Genomic DNA, 14,725 nt, shown 5'->3' with positions numbered 1-14,725 from the left:
GTCTTGAAGTTTCGCGACGCTCAGGCGTGCCCGCGGTTGATGAGGCGCGAGAGCACGATCGCGCTCCGGGTGTGGTCGACGTTGGGGGCGAGCCGCACCTTCTCCAGCGCCGCCTCCAGGCTCGGGATGTCGCGTGAGCGGATGTGGACGATCGCGTCGGCGCTGCCGGTCACCGTTCCGGCGTCCACGACCTCCGGTACGGCCGAGAGGATGCGGAGCAGCTCCTCCGGCGACACGGTGCCCCGGCAGAACAGCTCGACGTACGCTTCGGTGCTCATGCCGTCGATCGCGGGGTCGACCTGGATGGTGAACCCGCGGATGACCCCGTCGGCGACCAGGCGGTCGACGCGACGCTTGACGGCCGACGCCGAGAGTCCGACGACGGAGCCGATGTCGCCGTAGCCGGCCCGCGCGTTCTGACGCAGGAGGTCGAGGATGCTGCGATCGAGGTTGTCCACGAGCCCGAGTTTATGGTGAATCGTTGCGTGAGCGTCACTGAAGTGGTCAAATCGTGCGCAGTCGCGCAACGTCCGGCCGAGCGGAGCGTTTCGCCGGGCCCGTGACGGTGGCACCATGGGCGCCATGAGTGAAACGGATACCAGGCCAGCCAGGCGGGACGACGACGCCAGCCACGGCTTCTTCGGTCAGCCGCGTGCGCTGGCGAACATCTTCGGCGTGGAGATGTGGGAGCGGTTCTCCTTCTACGGGATGCAGGGCATCCTCCTCATCTACCTGTACTACTCCGCCGCGCGCGGCGGTCTGGGGATCGACCAGCCGACCGCGGCCGGGGTCGTCGGCGCGTACGGCGGGGCGGTGTACCTCTCGACGATCCTCGGCGCGTGGCTCGCCGATCGCCTCTTCGGCTCGGAGCGGGTGCTGTTCTGGAGCGCGGTCGTCATCATGGCCGGCCACATCTCGCTCGCGCTGATCCCCGGCGTCGCCGGTGTGCTGGTCGGCCTGCTCTTCGTCGCACTGGGCAGCGGCGGACTCAAGGCCAACGCCACTCGAATCGTCGGAACGCTGTACGAGCAGAAGGATCCGCGGCGAGACGCCGGCTTCTCGCTGTTCTATCTCGGCATCAATCTGGGCGCCTTCTTCGGGCCCCTGCTGACCGGCCTGCTGCAGACGACGCTCGGCTTCCACTGGGGGTTCGGGCTGGCGGCGGTCGGGATGGCGATCGGCCTCATCCAGTACTCGCTGGGCCGGAAGCGGCTGCCGGATGAGGCACGCCACGTTCCGAACCCGCTGCCGCGTGGCCGCTACGCGCTGGTGATCGGCGTCGCGGTCGCCGCCGTGATCGTCATCGTCGTCCTCGTGCTGACCCACGTCGTCAACGCGTTCAACCTGGCGCTGTGGGTGATCGGTGTGACCATCGCCGCCGCGGTGGCGTACTTCATCGTCATCCTGTCGTCCCGGTTGCTGACGGGCGAGGAGCGCAGCCGGATCCTGGCATTCATCCCCCTCTTCATCACGAACGCAGCGTTCTGGTCGCTGTACCAGCAGCAGTTCACCGTGCTCACGATCTACTCCGACGAGCGGCTGGACCGCAACCTGTTCGGCTGGGAGTTCCCGGTCTCCTGGGTGCAGTCGATCAACCCGATCTTCATCATCATCCTGTCGGGTGTCTTCGCGGCGATCTGGACGAAGTGGGGCGCGAAGCAGCCGTCGACGCCGATCAAGTTCGCGGCGGGCACCGTGATCATGGGGCTGGCGTTCTTCCTGTTCCTGTTCTGGGCGGGCGGCGGCCCGAACAGCACTCCGCTGTTGGCGATCATCGGCATCCTGCTCGTCTTCACGGTGGCGGAGCTGCTCATCTCACCGCCCGGGCTTTCGGTGACGACGAAACTCGCGCCGAGGTCGTTCCAGGCGCAGATGGTGGCCCTCTACTTCCTCTCGGTGGCCCTCGGGACGGCGATGGCCGGTCAGCTGGCGAAGCTGTACCACCCGGCGACCGAGGGGATCTACTTCAGCGTGATCGGCGGCGTCGCGGTCGTGATCGGCATCATGCTCGCCGTGATCAGCCCGTGGGTGCTGCGGCTGATGCGCGGCGTCCGCTGAGAATCGGGCGCTGGCATACTGGGCCGATGGCGGAGATTCTGGCGGTGTGCCGTGTCGAGCAGTTGCATCCCGATACCGGGACAATCGGCGTCACGGCCATCGATAAGCGGCCGGTCGAGAGACGCCTGCGGGTGCGTCCGCTCGGGCTGCACGGGGACGTGCAGGCCGACAGGAAGCACCACGGCGGGGTGTCGAAGGCGCTCTACGCGTACGCCGAGGAGGACGCCGCCTTCTGGGCCGAGAAGCTGGGCCGCGACATCACGGCCGGGCTGTTCGGCGAGAACCTGCGGACGGCGGGGATCGACGTCAACGGCGCGGAGATCGGCGAACGGTGGGCCATCGGCGACGAACTGGTCGTCGAGGTGACGTGCCCCCGGGAGCCGTGCGCCGTCTTCCAGCGGCGGATGCGCGAGCCGCAGTGGGTGAAGCGCTTCACGCAGGAAGGGCGGCCCGGCGCGTACTTGTCGGTCGTGAAGTCGGGGAGCGTCGGTGCGGGTGACTCCGTCCGGGTGCTGTCGCGTCCGGGTCACGGTGTCACGGTCGCGTCGTGGTTCTCGGGCGCGGACGCACCCCAGGCGGATGCTCTCGAGGCGGCAGAAGCCGAGGGCGCGTTGATGCTCGCTCGTGAGATGCGGGAATCAATCGCGCACATTCGCAAACAGTATTTACTTGTTCTTGACAAGTGAACTTGCAAAGAGCAAGCTAGGCCATGTCGAACCACCGGATCACCTCAGGAGGAACACATGGCCACCAACATCTTCGTCAACTTCACCACCAGCGACCTCGAACGCTCCAAGGCGTTCTACGAGGCGCTCGGCTACACCATCAACCCGCTCTTCACCGACGAGAACGCCGCGTGCGTCGTGCTCAGCGACACCATCTACTTCATGGTGCAGACCCGCGAGTTCTACGCGACGTTCACCGACAAGGAGATCATCGACCCGCGGACCCAGGCGGGCGCGTCGATCGGGCTGAGCCAGGACTCGCGCGAGGAGGTCGACGCGATCCTCGCCAAGGGCCTCGAAGCAGGCGGCAGCGAACCGCGCCCGGCGCAGGACTACGGCTTCATGTACTCCCGTGACCTGGAGGACCCGGACGGCAACAACCTGTCCTACCTCTACATGGCCCCCGCCGCCGTCGAGAAGGGCCCGGAGCTCTACATGTCCGAGCAGGGAGCCGGCGCTCCGGCCCAGGCCTGATCACACATGGCCGCTCGATCTCCCCGCGGCTTCGGCCAGTCCGGCGGCGTCGCGCGTGCCCTCGAGCGGGTCGGCGAGCGGTGGGCTCTGCTCATCGTCCGCGACCTGCTCGCGGGGGCGCGGCGCTACAGCGACCTGAAGGCCGGGCTGCCGCGCATCCCGACCAACATCCTCAGCGACCGGCTGAAGGAACTGCAGGAGGCCGGCGTCGTCCGCCGGGTACCCACCGTGCGCGGCGGCTACGAATTGACGGCGCTCGGCCGCGAGCTGGAACCGGTCGTGCTGGCGCTGGAGCGGTGGGGCTGGGCGCAGGCGGGCGAGGGCGCAGAGGCGGACGTGCTCACGGCCGACGCGCTCGCGGTGACGCTGCACGCGGCGTTCCACGACCGGCAGGCCGAGGCGCTGCCCCCCACCGAGTATCTGCTGCACGCCGGCGAGACGTCGGTGAGTGCGGTGGTGGATGGGCGGCTGCTGGACGTGATGGACGTCGGCCCGGCTGCCCTGCCGCAGCCGCACCGCCGGGTGGACATCGCGGCGCCCGCGGATGTGCTCGAACTCCGGGTCGACCGGGACGACCTCGGCGGGCTGCTCTGCGGCGGGATGGTTGCGGTGCAGGTTCTTGCGGGGAGGGACGAGCTGCTGGCTCGCTTCCGGCGCACCTTCCGCTTCGATCCGCTGCCGGGCGCCGAGGCGGCACCAGAGGCGTCGGTCGCCTGACGCGGCCGGGTGGCGTTCGCGAGACATCGATCGAGCGTATGGCGAGTGCCCTACTGAGCAGTACGATCACTGAATGGAACTGCGTCAACTCGAGCACTTCGTCGCTGTAGCGGAGGAGCGCCACTTCACCCGGGCGGCCGAACTGCTGCGCATCTCGCAGTCGGGGCTCTCTGCGTCCATCCGCTCGCTGGAGCAGGAGTTGGGCACCTCGCTCTTCGTCCGCAGCACCCGCCGCGTGGAGCTGACTTCGGCCGGTCAGGCGCTGCTCGCCGACTCGGTGCGCACGCTGGCCAGCGCCGCGGCCGCGCGGGATGCGGTCGCCGCGGTTCGCGGGCTGGTGCGCGGCCGTCTGACGATCGGGGCCGAGCCGTGCCTGGGGGCGGTCGACCTGCCGGCGGAGCTGGCCGGCTTCCGGACGGCGAATCCGGGCGTCGAGGTGCGGCTGCGCTACTCCGGCTCGGAGGAGCTGGTGGATGACGTCGCCGGCGGACGGACGGATGTCGCCCTGGTCGTCGACACCGGCCACGCGCCGGCGGGAGTGCGGTTCCGCCGGCTGAGCACGCAGGAGATGCTGGTGCTCTGCCATCCCGGGCACCGGTTCGCCGCCGAGCGCAGCATCCCCTTGGATCGCCTGCGCGGCGAGCCGTTGGTGGGCTTCCAGGAGGGCTGGGGAGCGCAGGCGCTGACCCGGCGCGCGTTCGCGGCGGCCGGTTTCGACTACCGGGCCGCGATGGAGGTCAACGACGTGCATCCCCTGCTCGACCTCGTCGGCTACAATCTCGGGGTCGCCGTCGTTCCGGCGAGCTTCGCCCTCAAACGGCCGGACGCCCTGCGGGCCGTCGGCCTGCAGGGCGCCCCGGCGTGGACGGTCGCCGTCGCGGTCTCCGATCAGCCCAGCCCGGCCGCAGCGGCTTTCATCGCGCAGCTCGAGCCGGCCTGACCGGCGTCCGTCGTTCGGCCGTCCGTCGTTCGGCCGTCAGGCCGCGTTCAGCGCGTCGAGCTCCTCGGGGGTGAGCTCCACATCCACTGCGCTGGCCGAGTCCCGGATGGTCTCGGGTCGCGACGATCCAGGGATCGGAATGACGTGCGGGCTCTGCGCCAGGTGCCAGGCGAGCGCGACGACCTGGGGGCTGATCCCACGGGCGTCCGCGACGTCCTTGAACGGCTCGAAGCGGCTTCCGAGGTCGCCAGCGGATGTGATGCCGCCGAGGGGGCTCCAGGGCAGGAAGGCGATGCCGAGCTCGTCCGCCAGGCGCAGCTCCGGCTCACTGGAGCGGAACGCGGGGGAGAACTGGTTCTGTACCGACACCAGGCGGCCTCCCAGGATCTCCTGAGCCTCCCGGATCTGCTGCGGGTTCGCGTTCGAGATGCCCGCCATCCGGATGATGCCTTCGTCGAGCAGATCGCGCACCGCTCCGACCGACTCGGCGTAGGGCACCTCCGGGTCAGGACGGTGGAACTGGTACAGCCCGATGGCGTCGCCTCCGAGCCGTCGCAGCGACTCCTTGGCGGCCTGCGCGATGTACTCGGGACGGCCGTTCAGGGTCCAGGAGCCGTCGCCCGGGCGGAGGTGGCCGCCCTTGGTGGCGACGAGCACGGTGGAGGCGTCGCCGCCCCAGGTGCGGAGCGCCTCCGCGATGAGCTCCTCGTTGTGACCGACCTCGTCCGCGTGCAGGTGGTACGCGTCCGCGGTGTCGATGAAGGTGATCCCCTCATCCAGCGCCGCGTGGATGGTCGCGATCGCGCGCTCCCGGTCAGGGCGCCCCTCGATCGACATGGGCATGCCGCCCAGGCCGATGGCCGAGACCTGAACGTCGCCGATGGTGCGTGTCTTCACGTGTTTCCTTCTGTTCGGTTGCTGCCCGGAATCACCAGGCGTAGTCCTCGGGAGCCGTCCGGTGGCCCGGGAAGATCTCGTCGAGCCGCGCCAGCGCTGCGCCGTCGAGGGTGATGTCGAGTGCGCGCAGGCCGCCGTCCAGCTGCTCCTGCGTGCGCGGGCCGATGATGGGCCCGGTCACTCCCGGACGGGACAGCAGCCAGGCGAGCGCCAGGTCGCCTGGCTCGTGGCCGAGCTCCTCGGCGAACGCCTCGTACGACTCGATGGCCTCGCGATGCTTCTCCAGCGTCTCCGCTGCGCGACCCTCCAGCCGGCGCTTGCCCTCGTTCTGCTTGCGCACGACGCCGCCGAGCAGTCCGCCCTGCAGCGGCGACCAGGCGATCACGCCGACACCGTTCGCCTGCGCCGCGGGCAGCACCTCCACCTCGACCTGCCGGGTCAGCAGGTTGTAGATCGACTGCTCGCTGACGAGCCCGAGCAGGTTGCGCTTGCGCGCCTCGGCCTGCGCGGTGGCGATGTGCCAGCCCGCGAAGTTGCTGGAGCCGGCGTACAGGATCTTGCCCTGCGCGATCGCCGTCTCGATGCCCTGCCAGATCTCGTCCCACGGAGTGTCCCGGTCGACGTGGTGGAACTGATAGATGTCGATGTAGTCGGTCTGCAGGCGCCTGAGGCTCGCATCCAGCGCTCGCCGGATGTTCAGCGCGGACAGGCGGCCCTCGTTCGGCCAGTCGCCCATGTCGCCGTACAGCTTCGTCGCCAGCACGGTCCGCTCGCGGCGGCCCTCGCCCTGCGCGAACCAGTTGCCGACGATCGTCTCCGTCGCGCCGCGGCCCTTGTGCTGGCCGTAGACGTTGGCGGTGTCGAAATAGTTGATGCCGGCGTCGTGCGCGGCGTCCATGATCCGGTGGGAATCCTCTTCGGTGGTCTGCGGACCGAAGTTCATCGTGCCGAGGACGAGGCGCGAGACCTTCAGGCCGGACCGGCCCAGGTGTGTGTACTCCATGCTCGCCACTCTCCGCCGGCGAGAGTCAGTTGTCCAACAGGTGATTCGGATCGGATTGCGCGCCCTGGTCGATCAATCCGCTTGCGGCGGTCAGGCTGGAGCCGTGGATATCGTCGCCCAGATCGGCTGGCAGAGGGCCTCGACGCGGTCGCACATGGCGGCGAGGTCCGAGTTGGTCGCGCCCTCGGTCACGATCCGGTCGAGGTCTCGAAGGCCGGCGTAGTCCATCAGGCGCTTCTCGTTGGTGACCCACGTGCCGCGGGATGCGAGTGCGGCGTGGGCGGTCTGGAGGACGGCGACGGTGAGCGTGCTGGTGCACTGGGCCACTCGTCCGGCGGCTGCGTGCGATCGGGCATATCCGACGTGCAGCTGCCCGATCCCGGACCACACGGCGGGCGCTGACGCGCGAAGCGCCTGCGGGTAGTCCGGGCGGGGGAGGGATCCGACCAGCACGTCGGCGATGGCGAGTTCCGCCAGCAGGATGTATCCCGGAATGCCGGCCAGGTGGAAGGCGAGCGGCTCGATGTGCATCCTGCCGGCCGCAGCGTCCGCGAGCTCCCGATCGACGACGTCGAGGTCGCGCCAGTGCAGGTCCACCGCCGTGCCATCGACGGTCAGCCAGGCTCCGCCGTTGAACACGCCGCCGCCCCACGCCCCCAGTTCGGAGACCTCGCCCGGGTAGCCGAGCGCACGGACGCTCGCTGGGCTGAAATCCCCGCGATAGTAGACGCCGAGGTCCCAGTCGCTGTCGGCACGTGCTTCCCCCGTTGCCCGGGAACCGCCGAGTGCCACCGCCTGCACGCCCTCGATTGTCGCGAGTTGATCGACCAACCGTCTGAGTGCGCTATCCATTGGGCGATGCTATCCACCACGCGTGCGCGCGAGTGGCGAGTCGTTGCTCGTATTCGGCGCGAGTTGCGACATGTAGTCGCGAGTCGCGCGGGGGTGCGGGCGTGCCGGTGCGCGTCAGGCGCGGAGCGCTGCCTCGAGTTCGGGGTCCGTCGGCTCGACCAGGTGGCGGCCGTCCGGGAAGACGACGACGGGGATGTTGGTCCGGCCGCTGATCGCGTGGGCGCGGTCGGCCTCCTCGGGGCGGGCGACGAGGTCGATGTACTCGTAGTCGGCGCCGAGCCGGTCGAGGAGCGACTTGGAGCGGATGCAGTCGCGGCACCAGTCGGCACCGAAGACGGTCACGCGGTCGAAGGCAGGGGTCGGGGAGGTCATTGCTCCAGGTTAAGCGACGGCACCTGGGAGCCCGGTGGTGCCGTCGACCAGAAGCGTCGCGCGGGCCCGCGAGGCCTCGATCAGCACGGCGTTCGCGCCGTCGACGTCCCGAGCCCACGCGGTCGCGGCCTCCACCGTGCGTCCGTGTCGGGTGTGGCGGTCGACCAGGCGTCGCATGCGCTCTGCCTCTGGTGTCGTCACGAACCAGCCCTCGGCCAGCAGGTCCGGGATGCGCGACCAAGGGTCCTGGTCGACGAGCAGGTAGTTGCCTTCGGCGACGACCAGCCTCGTGCCCGGCGGGATCGGGATGGAGCCGGCGACAGGTTCATCCACGGCCCGCTCGAAGGCGGGCGCGTAGACAGTGTTGCCGGTCTCGGCCAGCACGCGTTCGAGGAGGGCGACGAAGCCCCAGCCGTCGAAGGTGTCGATCGCGCCCTTCCGGTCGTGCCGCCCGAGCGCATCCAACGTCGCATTGGCCAGGTGGAAGCCGTCCATGGGCAGGTGAACGGCGGTGCCGGCCCCCGCCAGGTCGTCGACGCGGTCGGCGATCGTGCGGGCGAGCGTCGTCTTGCCGGAGCCCGGGCTGCCTGCGACGCCGAGGATCACGCGGTGGCCCTCGGGTGCGAGCGCGAGGGCACGCTGAGCGAGCACGGTCAGATCGTGAGAGGCGGTGGCGGAGGTCACGTGTCCCATTCTCGCCCGCGCGCGGACCCCGGTCAGGACGCGCGGGTGGCGGCAAGTCGAGGGACCGGACCGGCCATTGGTCATTCGTTGTTTCGTTGCGCTTCGATGAAGTCTTCCTGCTCCTGCGAGTGCCGGGCTGTCATGGCGTGGTAGTCCTCTTCGAGCGCGGCGATCCTTTGGCCTGCTGGGCGGGTGTTCTGGTCGGTCAGGTCGGAGACGTGTTGGAGTTCGGTTCGGAAGTCGGGGTCGTCTTGGGTGCTGTGGCGTGCGCTGAGCTCGTAGGAGCTTTCCTGCACCAGGTGGATGCGGGAGCGGTAGTAGGCGACGTATTCCTCGGCTAGCTCGATGCGCAGCCTGGCGGTTTGGCTCTCCCGCTGTTGAGCGTCGTCGAGTTCGTGGAGTGATCGGTAGTTCACCATGTGATGCTGTTCACCCCTCGCGCGTAGTCGCTATCCGAACGGAGCTCGCCGATCCCCTCTTTCACTTTGTCGGCGACCGCGCCGGCGAGCACGGTGTTGCCGACATCCGCTGTGCCGATAGTGAATCCGACGACTCCGCCGGCACCGATCACGGTGGTGGACTCGCTGATCTTCACCACGGAGGTGTTCGCGTGGACGAGCGGGGGGAGCATGCTGTGCAGCAGACCAACCGCCACGCTGTGCACTTGCCCCTCGATCCAGTCCTGAACTCCCTTCTCTCCGGTCTCGACCTCGAGGTTGAGGTGGTCGGACAGGTCTTGAACGAACTGGTACGGGTCATCGCCGCCGTAGTGGGACATGTCGTGTTTCCTTCTGTCTACTGTGTCGCAAAGGCGAGAGCCCATTGCGCGTCTTGGGCGAAGGTGTGGAGGACGGCGTTGGAGATGCCGTCGGAGATCTCGTTCACTCGGGAGATGTGTTTGTCGACGAGTCGGTCGACCTCCGCGACGGCGTTCTCGTCGATCCTCTGGTGCACGTGCAGCCGGTTCTGATGGACGCAGTTCTCGATGTCGAGGGTGGTGATGTAGGGCAGCAGCGCTGCGGCGTTCATCGCGGCCAGCAGTCCCTCCTCCATGCGCGGGACGAGCCGGGCGTTCGCTTGCTTGATCTCGGCCAGCGCCACCTGTGTGCCTGCGATGCTCGCCGCGAGCCCCAGTGCGGAGACCGTGTTCACGGTGACGATCAGGCCGGCGATGCTGTTGCCGGCTCTCTTCGTGAACTCCGGGTTTCGCAACGTGGCGACCAGGCCGGTGAGCCCAGGGCCCAGCGCTTGGGCCAAGCCCGGTAGGTGGACCGCGTTCTCGATGATCTCCTCCAGAGAGCGGCCCTTGGCCCCGGCACCCTTGATCGTGCCGTCCGGGTTGACCTCGAAGCCTCCCCCTTTTCCAATGTTGTGGTAACCGAAGATGGACCTACCTGCCCGGTCGGTCACGTAGTCCGCAGATCCGGTCTTGTTCGGGTACAGGTTGCCGATCAGGTCACGCTCGTTGACATAGTTGTGCAGCGGATTGCGCCCGGCCGCCAGCTCGTTCCGCAACCATTCCTTCGCCTGCGGCGACAACGACTCCCACGGGTCAGGTCCGTTAAACGTCGTCGCCGACCACCCGTTCTCGGCCGCGATCAACAACGCCAGGAACGCACCCAGCGAGTGTCCCGCCGTGGTGAAGGTTGCACCAGGGTACTGATCTCGCACCCGGGCAGCGAACATCTTCGCGTCAAACACCTGGCTACCCGACCCCTGCTGACCACCGACGACCGACTCCACATCCGAGAGAAGATCCGCCCGATGATCCGGATTCGTCCCCGCATACGACACAGTGATGTGGGACATGTCCGGCTTCCCATTCACCACCGGCACAACTGCCATCGCCTGAAACCCACTCACCGGATCATTCTCGGAATCAATCACCTGGTAGAGCTGCTGATGTTCCCCACTACCAGCGGTAAACTTGGATCCCATTCGAAGTGGAGGTAGACCATGCCACAACGGGTCCACTGCGTAAGCCTCGTTAGCAATCTTCAGGTACTCCTCGGCGGTCGTCATTCAATAACCTCCGACGTTCCGTCGCTATAGACCACCGTCAGCGGCACTGCTGGAGACGGTGTAGGAGCCTCTGGCGGCACATCGCTCCCTCCCACGAAGGCGGCTCCGTTGTCTGTGCCGATGATTACCTGGTACTCCGTGCCACCCACAGTGGCCACCGCATAGACCCGCCACGAAGCGCCGAACCCCGGCCTCTTACCCTCACGGGGAAACTGGATCTCCTCGACGTTCGGCCAATCGGCACGGAATACCAGCGCCGACTCCCGCTGCAACGCCAGGTTCGGTTTGTCCTTCGTCATCAAGCGATCTCCTATCATCGAACAACCCGTCGAACCCGCCAGAAGCACGAGGCACAGCCCCAGAACACCAACCACCCGAGACACTCGCACGAGCGCTCCTTCCTTCGACGTCGAACACATGAACCACATCGCGAGCCCACGCTCGGACCATCCATAGACCGGTCTATGTCTTAAGACGGCGCGCTCGCCCGATCGTGACGCGGCCAACCGGATGTCATTCAATGACCTCCGACGTTCCATCGCTATAGACCACCGTCAGCGGCACCGCTGGCGGCGGCATGGGTGAATCCGGCGGCGGGTATCCTGTCGGAAATCCTGGGGAGTCGTTCGGGCCGATGATCACCTGGTACTCCGTACCGCCGACTGTGGCCACCGCGTTCACACTCCACGGAACGCCGAACCCGGGACGGTTACCCTCCTGGGTGAATCTGATCTTCTCAACGTTCGGCTGCCAATCCCTGCGGTAAGCCACCGCCGCTTCCCGCTGCAACGCTAGGTTCGGTTTATCCTTCGTCATCAAGCGATCTCCTATCATCGAACAAGCCGTCGAACCCGCCAGAAGCACGAGGAACAGCCCCAGAACACCCACTACTCGAGGCACTCGCACGAGTGCTCCTCCCTTCGACCTCGAATCACATCAACCCGACTAGGGCCACGTCAGATGGTCTATAGACCGGTCTATGTCTTAAGACGGCGCGTTCGCCCGATCGTGACGCGGCCAACCGGTCGTCATTCGATAACCTCCGACGTTCCGTCGCTGTAAATCACCGTCAGAGGCATGCGAAGGAGTGGCGTGGGTGGCTCTGGCGGCACACCGCTCCCTCCCACGAAACCCGGCCCGATGCCCGGGCCGATGCTCGAAGGTCCACGGCTGGACGGCTCACCGGCCCGTCTGCGTCCTAAGACGAAGCAATTCACCCGTTCGCGACGCGTCACGCCCTCCGCATATCGCTAGGACCGTCGAGCTACCCGGCGAGTCCCGCGTCCGCCGGATCAGGACGCGCGGGTGGCGGTGGCCTCAGTCTCTTCGAGCTGCTGGCGGACGACCTCGGGCGGGGCGAGGACGACGCGGGGACGCATCCGGGTGAAGCGCACCCGGAGACCGCGGTACTTCACCAGGTAGAAGACGCCGACGAGTGCTGCGGCGAAACCGCTCGCCGCGCCGACGCCCAGCGCCCAGCGCGGGCCGAACGCGTCGGCGACCCAGCCGACGATGGGGGCGCCGATCGGGGTACCGCCCATGAAGATGGCCATGTAGATCGCCATCACGCGTCCGCGCAGCACCGGGTCCGTGGTCAGCTGCACCGTGCCGTTGGCGGTCGTCATCAGGGTCTGGGACGAGACGCCGATCACGATCAGCGCAAGCGCGAACAGCCAGTAGGTGGGCATGACGGCCGCCAGCGCGCAACCGAAGCCGAAGAACGCCGCTCCCGCGAACAGCAGCGAGACACGCGGGCGCTCCCGCCGGGCCGACAGCAGCGCCCCGACGACCGAGCCGATCGCCATGATCGACGACAGGAGGCCGTACTCGCCCGCACCCCGGTGGAACACGCTCACCGACATGGTCGCGATGAAGATCGGGAAGTTGAGGCCGAAGGTGCCGATCAGGAACACCATGACCAGGATGACCAGGATGTCCGGCCGCTTGCGCACGTAGCGGAAGCCGTCGACGAGGCCGCCGCGTGACCGCTTGGCGCGTTCCGTCCGGTACAGCTGCTCCCGCCGCAGCATCGCCAGCGACAGCAGGACTGCACCGAAGGTGGCCGCATTGATGAGGAAGACCCAGCCGGCGCCGACGGCTGCCGTGAGGAGTCCGGCGACCGCAGGCCCGATCAACCGCGCGACGTTGAAGGATGCGGAGTTGAGTGCCACCGCGTTCGAGAGGTTGGGGCCGGCGACGAGTTCGGAGACGAACGTCTGCCGTGCGGGCGCGTCGAAGGCGGCAACGACGCCGAGGAGGGCGGCGAACAGGTAGACCTGCCAGAGCTGCACAGCACCGGTGACCGTGAGGATGCCGAGGCCCAGCCCGAGGGCGCCCATCGCCCCCTGCGTCGCCATGAGCAGCTTGCGGCGGTCGAGGTGGTCGGCTGCCCATCCGGTCACGGGCAGCAGCAGGAGCTGCGGCGCGAACTGGAGCGCCATGACGAAGCCGACGGCGGACGCGTTGTTGTGGGTCAGCTGGGTCAGGACGATCCAGTCCTGAGCTGTGCGCTGCATCCAGGTGCCGACGTTCGAGACGATCGCGCCACCCGCCCAGATGCGGTAGTTGACCCCGTTGAGGGACCGGAACATGGCGCTCACGAGTCGGCGAGCTCCCGCATGATCCTGGCGGCTTCCGCCAGGGTGGCGCGCTCCTCGGGGCTGAGCGTGCGCAGGCGCTGGTGCAGCCAGGCATCCCGCCGCTGGCGGGTCTGCGCGACCACTTCGGCGCCCCGCTCGGTGGGGACGACCACGACTTTGCGGCCGTCCGAGGCGTCCGCCGTCCGCTGGACGTAGCCGGCCTCCTCGAGCCGATTGACGGTGCGATTCATCGACGGGGGCCTGACGCGCTCGAACTCGCTGAGGCGGCCGATCGTGCCGGACCCCTCACGCACGAGGTAGGCGAGCGCCGCCGTCTGGGAGTCGCTCAGCTCGTCGTCCGCCTTCTCGGCGCGCAGGCGCCGGGAGAGCCGCGCCACCGCGACGCGGAGCGCGCCGCTGAGGTCGTGAGTCGACATCCGTCCATTCATACATAGTTAGCCTAACAAATTAGGCTGGCTAACTAAACCCCCTTCGCCGTCGGCGTACGTCAGAATGAGCCCGTGCAAAGCGAACACGACCGGACCTTCGATGACGAGGACGGCGTCCGCATCCACTTCGATGTGTACGCGCCACAGGCGACCGGCACAACACCGGCGGCCGCAGTGCAACTCGCCCACGGCGTGGGCGAGCACGCCGGTCGGTACCGCGAGCTCTGCGAGCGGCTCGCCGCCGCCGGGTTTCTCGTCTACGCCGACGATCACCTCGGGCACGGGCGCACCGGCATGGAGCAGTGGAAAGGGGATGCGAGCAGGCTCGGCCGCCTCGGGCCCGGTGGGCTGCGCGCCGCGGTGCGCGACGTGCACGCGTTCAGCACCCTCATCCGCGACGAGAACCCCGATCTGCCGCTCGTCTTCGTCGGCCACAGCTGGGGCTCGCTCATCGGCCAGCTGCTGCTCAACCGGCACAGCGACGAGTACGACGCCATGGTGCTCTCTGGCACGGCCTACCGGATGCTCGGCTCCATGAACGGCGGCGACCTGAACAAGCGCCACGCGAAGCTCGGCACCACCGGCGCCGAGTGGCTGAGCCGCGACCCGGCCGTCGCGCAGGCGTTCGTCGACGACCCGCTGACCACGCTGACCCCGCTGCAGAAGCTGTTCGGGACGATGGACGCGGCGCGGCTCATCGGCCGCCCGGCTCGCCACCTCGCCCACGACCTGCCCGTGCTGATCCAGGTCGGCTCGGACGACCCGCTCGGCGGGCCGGTCAGCGCCCGGAAGCTCGAGGCGGCTCTGCGCTCGCGCTCCGGACTGACGGACGTGACGACCATCGTCTACGAGGGGGCCCGGCACGAGGTTTTCAACGAGACCAACCGCGAGGAGGTCTTCGCCGACCTGACCACGTGGCTGGCCGACCGCTTCCCGTCGCGCAGCTGACGACC

The 14,725-nt window shown here is 68.1% G+C and carries 19 protein-coding genes; 6 read left to right on the top strand and 13 right to left on the bottom strand.

Annotated features, from left to right (window positions below; all coding sequences use genetic code 11):
* Positions 1-20: 20 nt before the first annotated feature.
* On the bottom strand, positions 21-458 hold the full coding sequence (locus AB4079_RS03185) for an Lrp/AsnC family transcriptional regulator (protein WP_089915549.1): 438 nt from the start codon (positions 456-458) through the stop codon (positions 21-23).
* Between the two features lie 115 nt (positions 459-573).
* Between AB4079_RS03185 and AB4079_RS03180 the strand changes: the two genes are divergently transcribed.
* From AB4079_RS03180 to AB4079_RS03160, 5 genes are all read left to right on the top strand, one after another.
* Positions 574-2,058 (top strand): peptide MFS transporter, encoded by a 1,485-nt coding sequence (locus tag AB4079_RS03180; protein WP_441785824.1) that lies wholly within the window; start codon positions 574-576, stop codon positions 2,056-2,058.
* A 26-nt stretch (positions 2,059-2,084) separates the two neighbouring features.
* Complete coding sequence (locus AB4079_RS03175; RefSeq protein ID WP_441785823.1) at positions 2,085-2,744, top strand: MOSC domain-containing protein; 660 nt, start codon at positions 2,085-2,087, stop codon at positions 2,742-2,744.
* Positions 2,745-2,801: 57 nt separating this feature from the next.
* Positions 2,802-3,257: a VOC family protein gene (locus AB4079_RS03170; protein ID WP_441785822.1), complete on the top strand. Its 456-nt coding sequence runs from the start codon at positions 2,802-2,804 to the stop codon at positions 3,255-3,257.
* A gap of 6 nt (positions 3,258-3,263) precedes the next feature.
* Complete coding sequence (locus AB4079_RS03165; RefSeq protein WP_441785821.1) at positions 3,264-3,974, top strand: winged helix-turn-helix transcriptional regulator; 711 nt, start codon at positions 3,264-3,266, stop codon at positions 3,972-3,974.
* 73 nt (positions 3,975-4,047) lie between these two features.
* Positions 4,048-4,914, top strand: coding sequence for a LysR family transcriptional regulator (locus tag AB4079_RS03160; RefSeq protein WP_441785820.1), 867 nt, complete (start codon positions 4,048-4,050; stop codon positions 4,912-4,914).
* Positions 4,915-4,950: 36 nt separating this feature from the next.
* On the opposite strand, the gene AB4079_RS03155 is transcribed toward AB4079_RS03160, so the two are convergent.
* The 12 genes from AB4079_RS03155 to AB4079_RS03100 all read right to left on the bottom strand — a co-directional run bounded on the left by AB4079_RS03155 (position 4,951) and on the right by AB4079_RS03100 (position 13,760).
* The gene (locus tag AB4079_RS03155) at positions 4,951-5,811 is read right to left on the bottom strand and encodes an aldo/keto reductase (protein ID WP_441785819.1); all 861 of its coding nucleotides are present in this window, start codon (positions 5,809-5,811) and stop codon (positions 4,951-4,953) included.
* 31 nt (positions 5,812-5,842) lie between these two features.
* On the bottom strand, positions 5,843-6,814 hold the full coding sequence (locus AB4079_RS03150) for an aldo/keto reductase (RefSeq protein WP_441785818.1): 972 nt from the start codon (positions 6,812-6,814) through the stop codon (positions 5,843-5,845).
* A gap of 90 nt (positions 6,815-6,904) precedes the next feature.
* On the bottom strand, positions 6,905-7,666 hold the full coding sequence (locus AB4079_RS03145; RefSeq protein ID WP_441785817.1) for a nucleotidyltransferase domain-containing protein: 762 nt from the start codon (positions 7,664-7,666) through the stop codon (positions 6,905-6,907).
* Between the two features lie 114 nt (positions 7,667-7,780).
* The gene (locus AB4079_RS03140; RefSeq protein ID WP_441785816.1) at positions 7,781-8,038 is read right to left on the bottom strand and encodes a glutaredoxin family protein; all 258 of its coding nucleotides are present in this window, start codon (positions 8,036-8,038) and stop codon (positions 7,781-7,783) included.
* Between the two features lie 9 nt (positions 8,039-8,047).
* Positions 8,048-8,731, bottom strand: coding sequence for a nucleoside/nucleotide kinase family protein (locus tag AB4079_RS03135; RefSeq protein WP_441785815.1), 684 nt, complete (start codon positions 8,729-8,731; stop codon positions 8,048-8,050).
* Between the two features lie 71 nt (positions 8,732-8,802).
* Entirely contained in the window at positions 8,803-9,138 is a 336-nt protein-coding gene (locus AB4079_RS03130; RefSeq protein ID WP_441785814.1) for a hypothetical protein, read from the bottom strand.
* Positions 9,135-9,500, bottom strand: coding sequence for a hypothetical protein (locus tag AB4079_RS03125; RefSeq protein WP_441785813.1), 366 nt, complete (start codon positions 9,498-9,500; stop codon positions 9,135-9,137). Before AB4079_RS03125 ends, AB4079_RS03130 begins: the two co-directional genes overlap by 4 nt.
* 17 nt (positions 9,501-9,517) lie before the next feature.
* Positions 9,518-10,744 (bottom strand): hypothetical protein, encoded by a 1,227-nt coding sequence (locus AB4079_RS03120; RefSeq protein ID WP_441785812.1) that lies wholly within the window; start codon positions 10,742-10,744, stop codon positions 9,518-9,520.
* Positions 10,741-11,043 (bottom strand): hypothetical protein, encoded by a 303-nt coding sequence (locus AB4079_RS03115; RefSeq protein ID WP_441785811.1) that lies wholly within the window; start codon positions 11,041-11,043, stop codon positions 10,741-10,743. The genes AB4079_RS03120 and AB4079_RS03115 overlap by 4 nt, the downstream gene beginning before the upstream one ends.
* A gap of 214 nt (positions 11,044-11,257) precedes the next feature.
* Positions 11,258-11,560, bottom strand: coding sequence for a hypothetical protein (locus AB4079_RS03110; protein WP_441785810.1), 303 nt, complete (start codon positions 11,558-11,560; stop codon positions 11,258-11,260).
* 476 nt (positions 11,561-12,036) lie between these two features.
* On the bottom strand, positions 12,037-13,335 hold the full coding sequence (locus AB4079_RS03105) for an MFS transporter (protein WP_441785906.1): 1,299 nt from the start codon (positions 13,333-13,335) through the stop codon (positions 12,037-12,039).
* Between the two features lie 5 nt (positions 13,336-13,340).
* A complete protein-coding gene (locus tag AB4079_RS03100) occupies positions 13,341-13,760 on the bottom strand; it encodes a MarR family winged helix-turn-helix transcriptional regulator (protein WP_441785809.1) in 420 nt (139 codons plus the stop codon).
* Between the two features lie 84 nt (positions 13,761-13,844).
* Between AB4079_RS03100 and AB4079_RS03095 the strand changes: the two genes are divergently transcribed.
* On the top strand, positions 13,845-14,720 hold the full coding sequence (locus tag AB4079_RS03095) for an alpha/beta fold hydrolase (protein WP_441785808.1): 876 nt from the start codon (positions 13,845-13,847) through the stop codon (positions 14,718-14,720).
* The last annotated feature ends 5 nt before the right edge of the window (positions 14,721-14,725 follow it).

Origin of the sequence: Leifsonia sp. 2MCAF36, assembly GCF_052115525.1 — a bacterium.
GTDB lineage: Bacteria > Actinomycetota > Actinomycetes > Actinomycetales > Microbacteriaceae > Leifsonia.
Note: the sequence above shows the minus strand (reverse complement) of the source record. Positions and strands in the feature narration are given on the sequence as shown.

Bases quoted from the DNA above. Each gene is read 5' to 3' on its own strand.
- AB4079_RS03180 (WP_441785824.1), top strand. From the start codon at position 574: ATGGGCGCCATGAGTGAAACGGATACCAGGCCAGCCAGGCGGGACGAC.
- AB4079_RS03175 (WP_441785823.1), top strand. From the start codon at position 2,085: ATGGCGGAGATTCTGGCGGTGTGCCGTGTCGAGCAGTTGCATCCCGAT.
- AB4079_RS03170 (WP_441785822.1), top strand. From the start codon at position 2,802: ATGGCCACCAACATCTTCGTCAACTTCACCACCAGCGACCTCGAACGC.
- AB4079_RS03165 (WP_441785821.1), top strand. From the start codon at position 3,264: ATGGCCGCTCGATCTCCCCGCGGCTTCGGCCAGTCCGGCGGCGTCGCG.
- AB4079_RS03160 (WP_441785820.1), top strand. From the start codon at position 4,048: ATGGAACTGCGTCAACTCGAGCACTTCGTCGCTGTAGCGGAGGAGCGC.
- AB4079_RS03150 (WP_441785818.1), bottom strand. From the start codon at position 6,814: ATGGAGTACACACACCTGGGCCGGTCCGGCCTGAAGGTCTCGCGCCTC.
- AB4079_RS03145 (WP_441785817.1), bottom strand. From the start codon at position 7,666: ATGGATAGCGCACTCAGACGGTTGGTCGATCAACTCGCGACAATCGAG.
- AB4079_RS03140 (WP_441785816.1), bottom strand. From the start codon at position 8,038: ATGACCTCCCCGACCCCTGCCTTCGACCGCGTGACCGTCTTCGGTGCC.
- AB4079_RS03135 (WP_441785815.1), bottom strand. From the start codon at position 8,731: ATGGGACACGTGACCTCCGCCACCGCCTCTCACGATCTGACCGTGCTC.
- AB4079_RS03125 (WP_441785813.1), bottom strand. From the start codon at position 9,500: ATGTCCCACTACGGCGGCGATGACCCGTACCAGTTCGTTCAAGACCTG.
- AB4079_RS03120 (WP_441785812.1), bottom strand. From the start codon at position 10,744: ATGACGACCGCCGAGGAGTACCTGAAGATTGCTAACGAGGCTTACGCA.
- AB4079_RS03115 (WP_441785811.1), bottom strand. From the start codon at position 11,043: ATGACGAAGGACAAACCGAACCTGGCGTTGCAGCGGGAGTCGGCGCTG.
- AB4079_RS03110 (WP_441785810.1), bottom strand. From the start codon at position 11,560: ATGACGAAGGATAAACCGAACCTAGCGTTGCAGCGGGAAGCGGCGGTG.
- AB4079_RS03105 (WP_441785906.1), bottom strand. From the start codon at position 13,335: ATGTTCCGGTCCCTCAACGGGGTCAACTACCGCATCTGGGCGGGTGGC.
- AB4079_RS03100 (WP_441785809.1), bottom strand. From the start codon at position 13,760: ATGTCGACTCACGACCTCAGCGGCGCGCTCCGCGTCGCGGTGGCGCGG.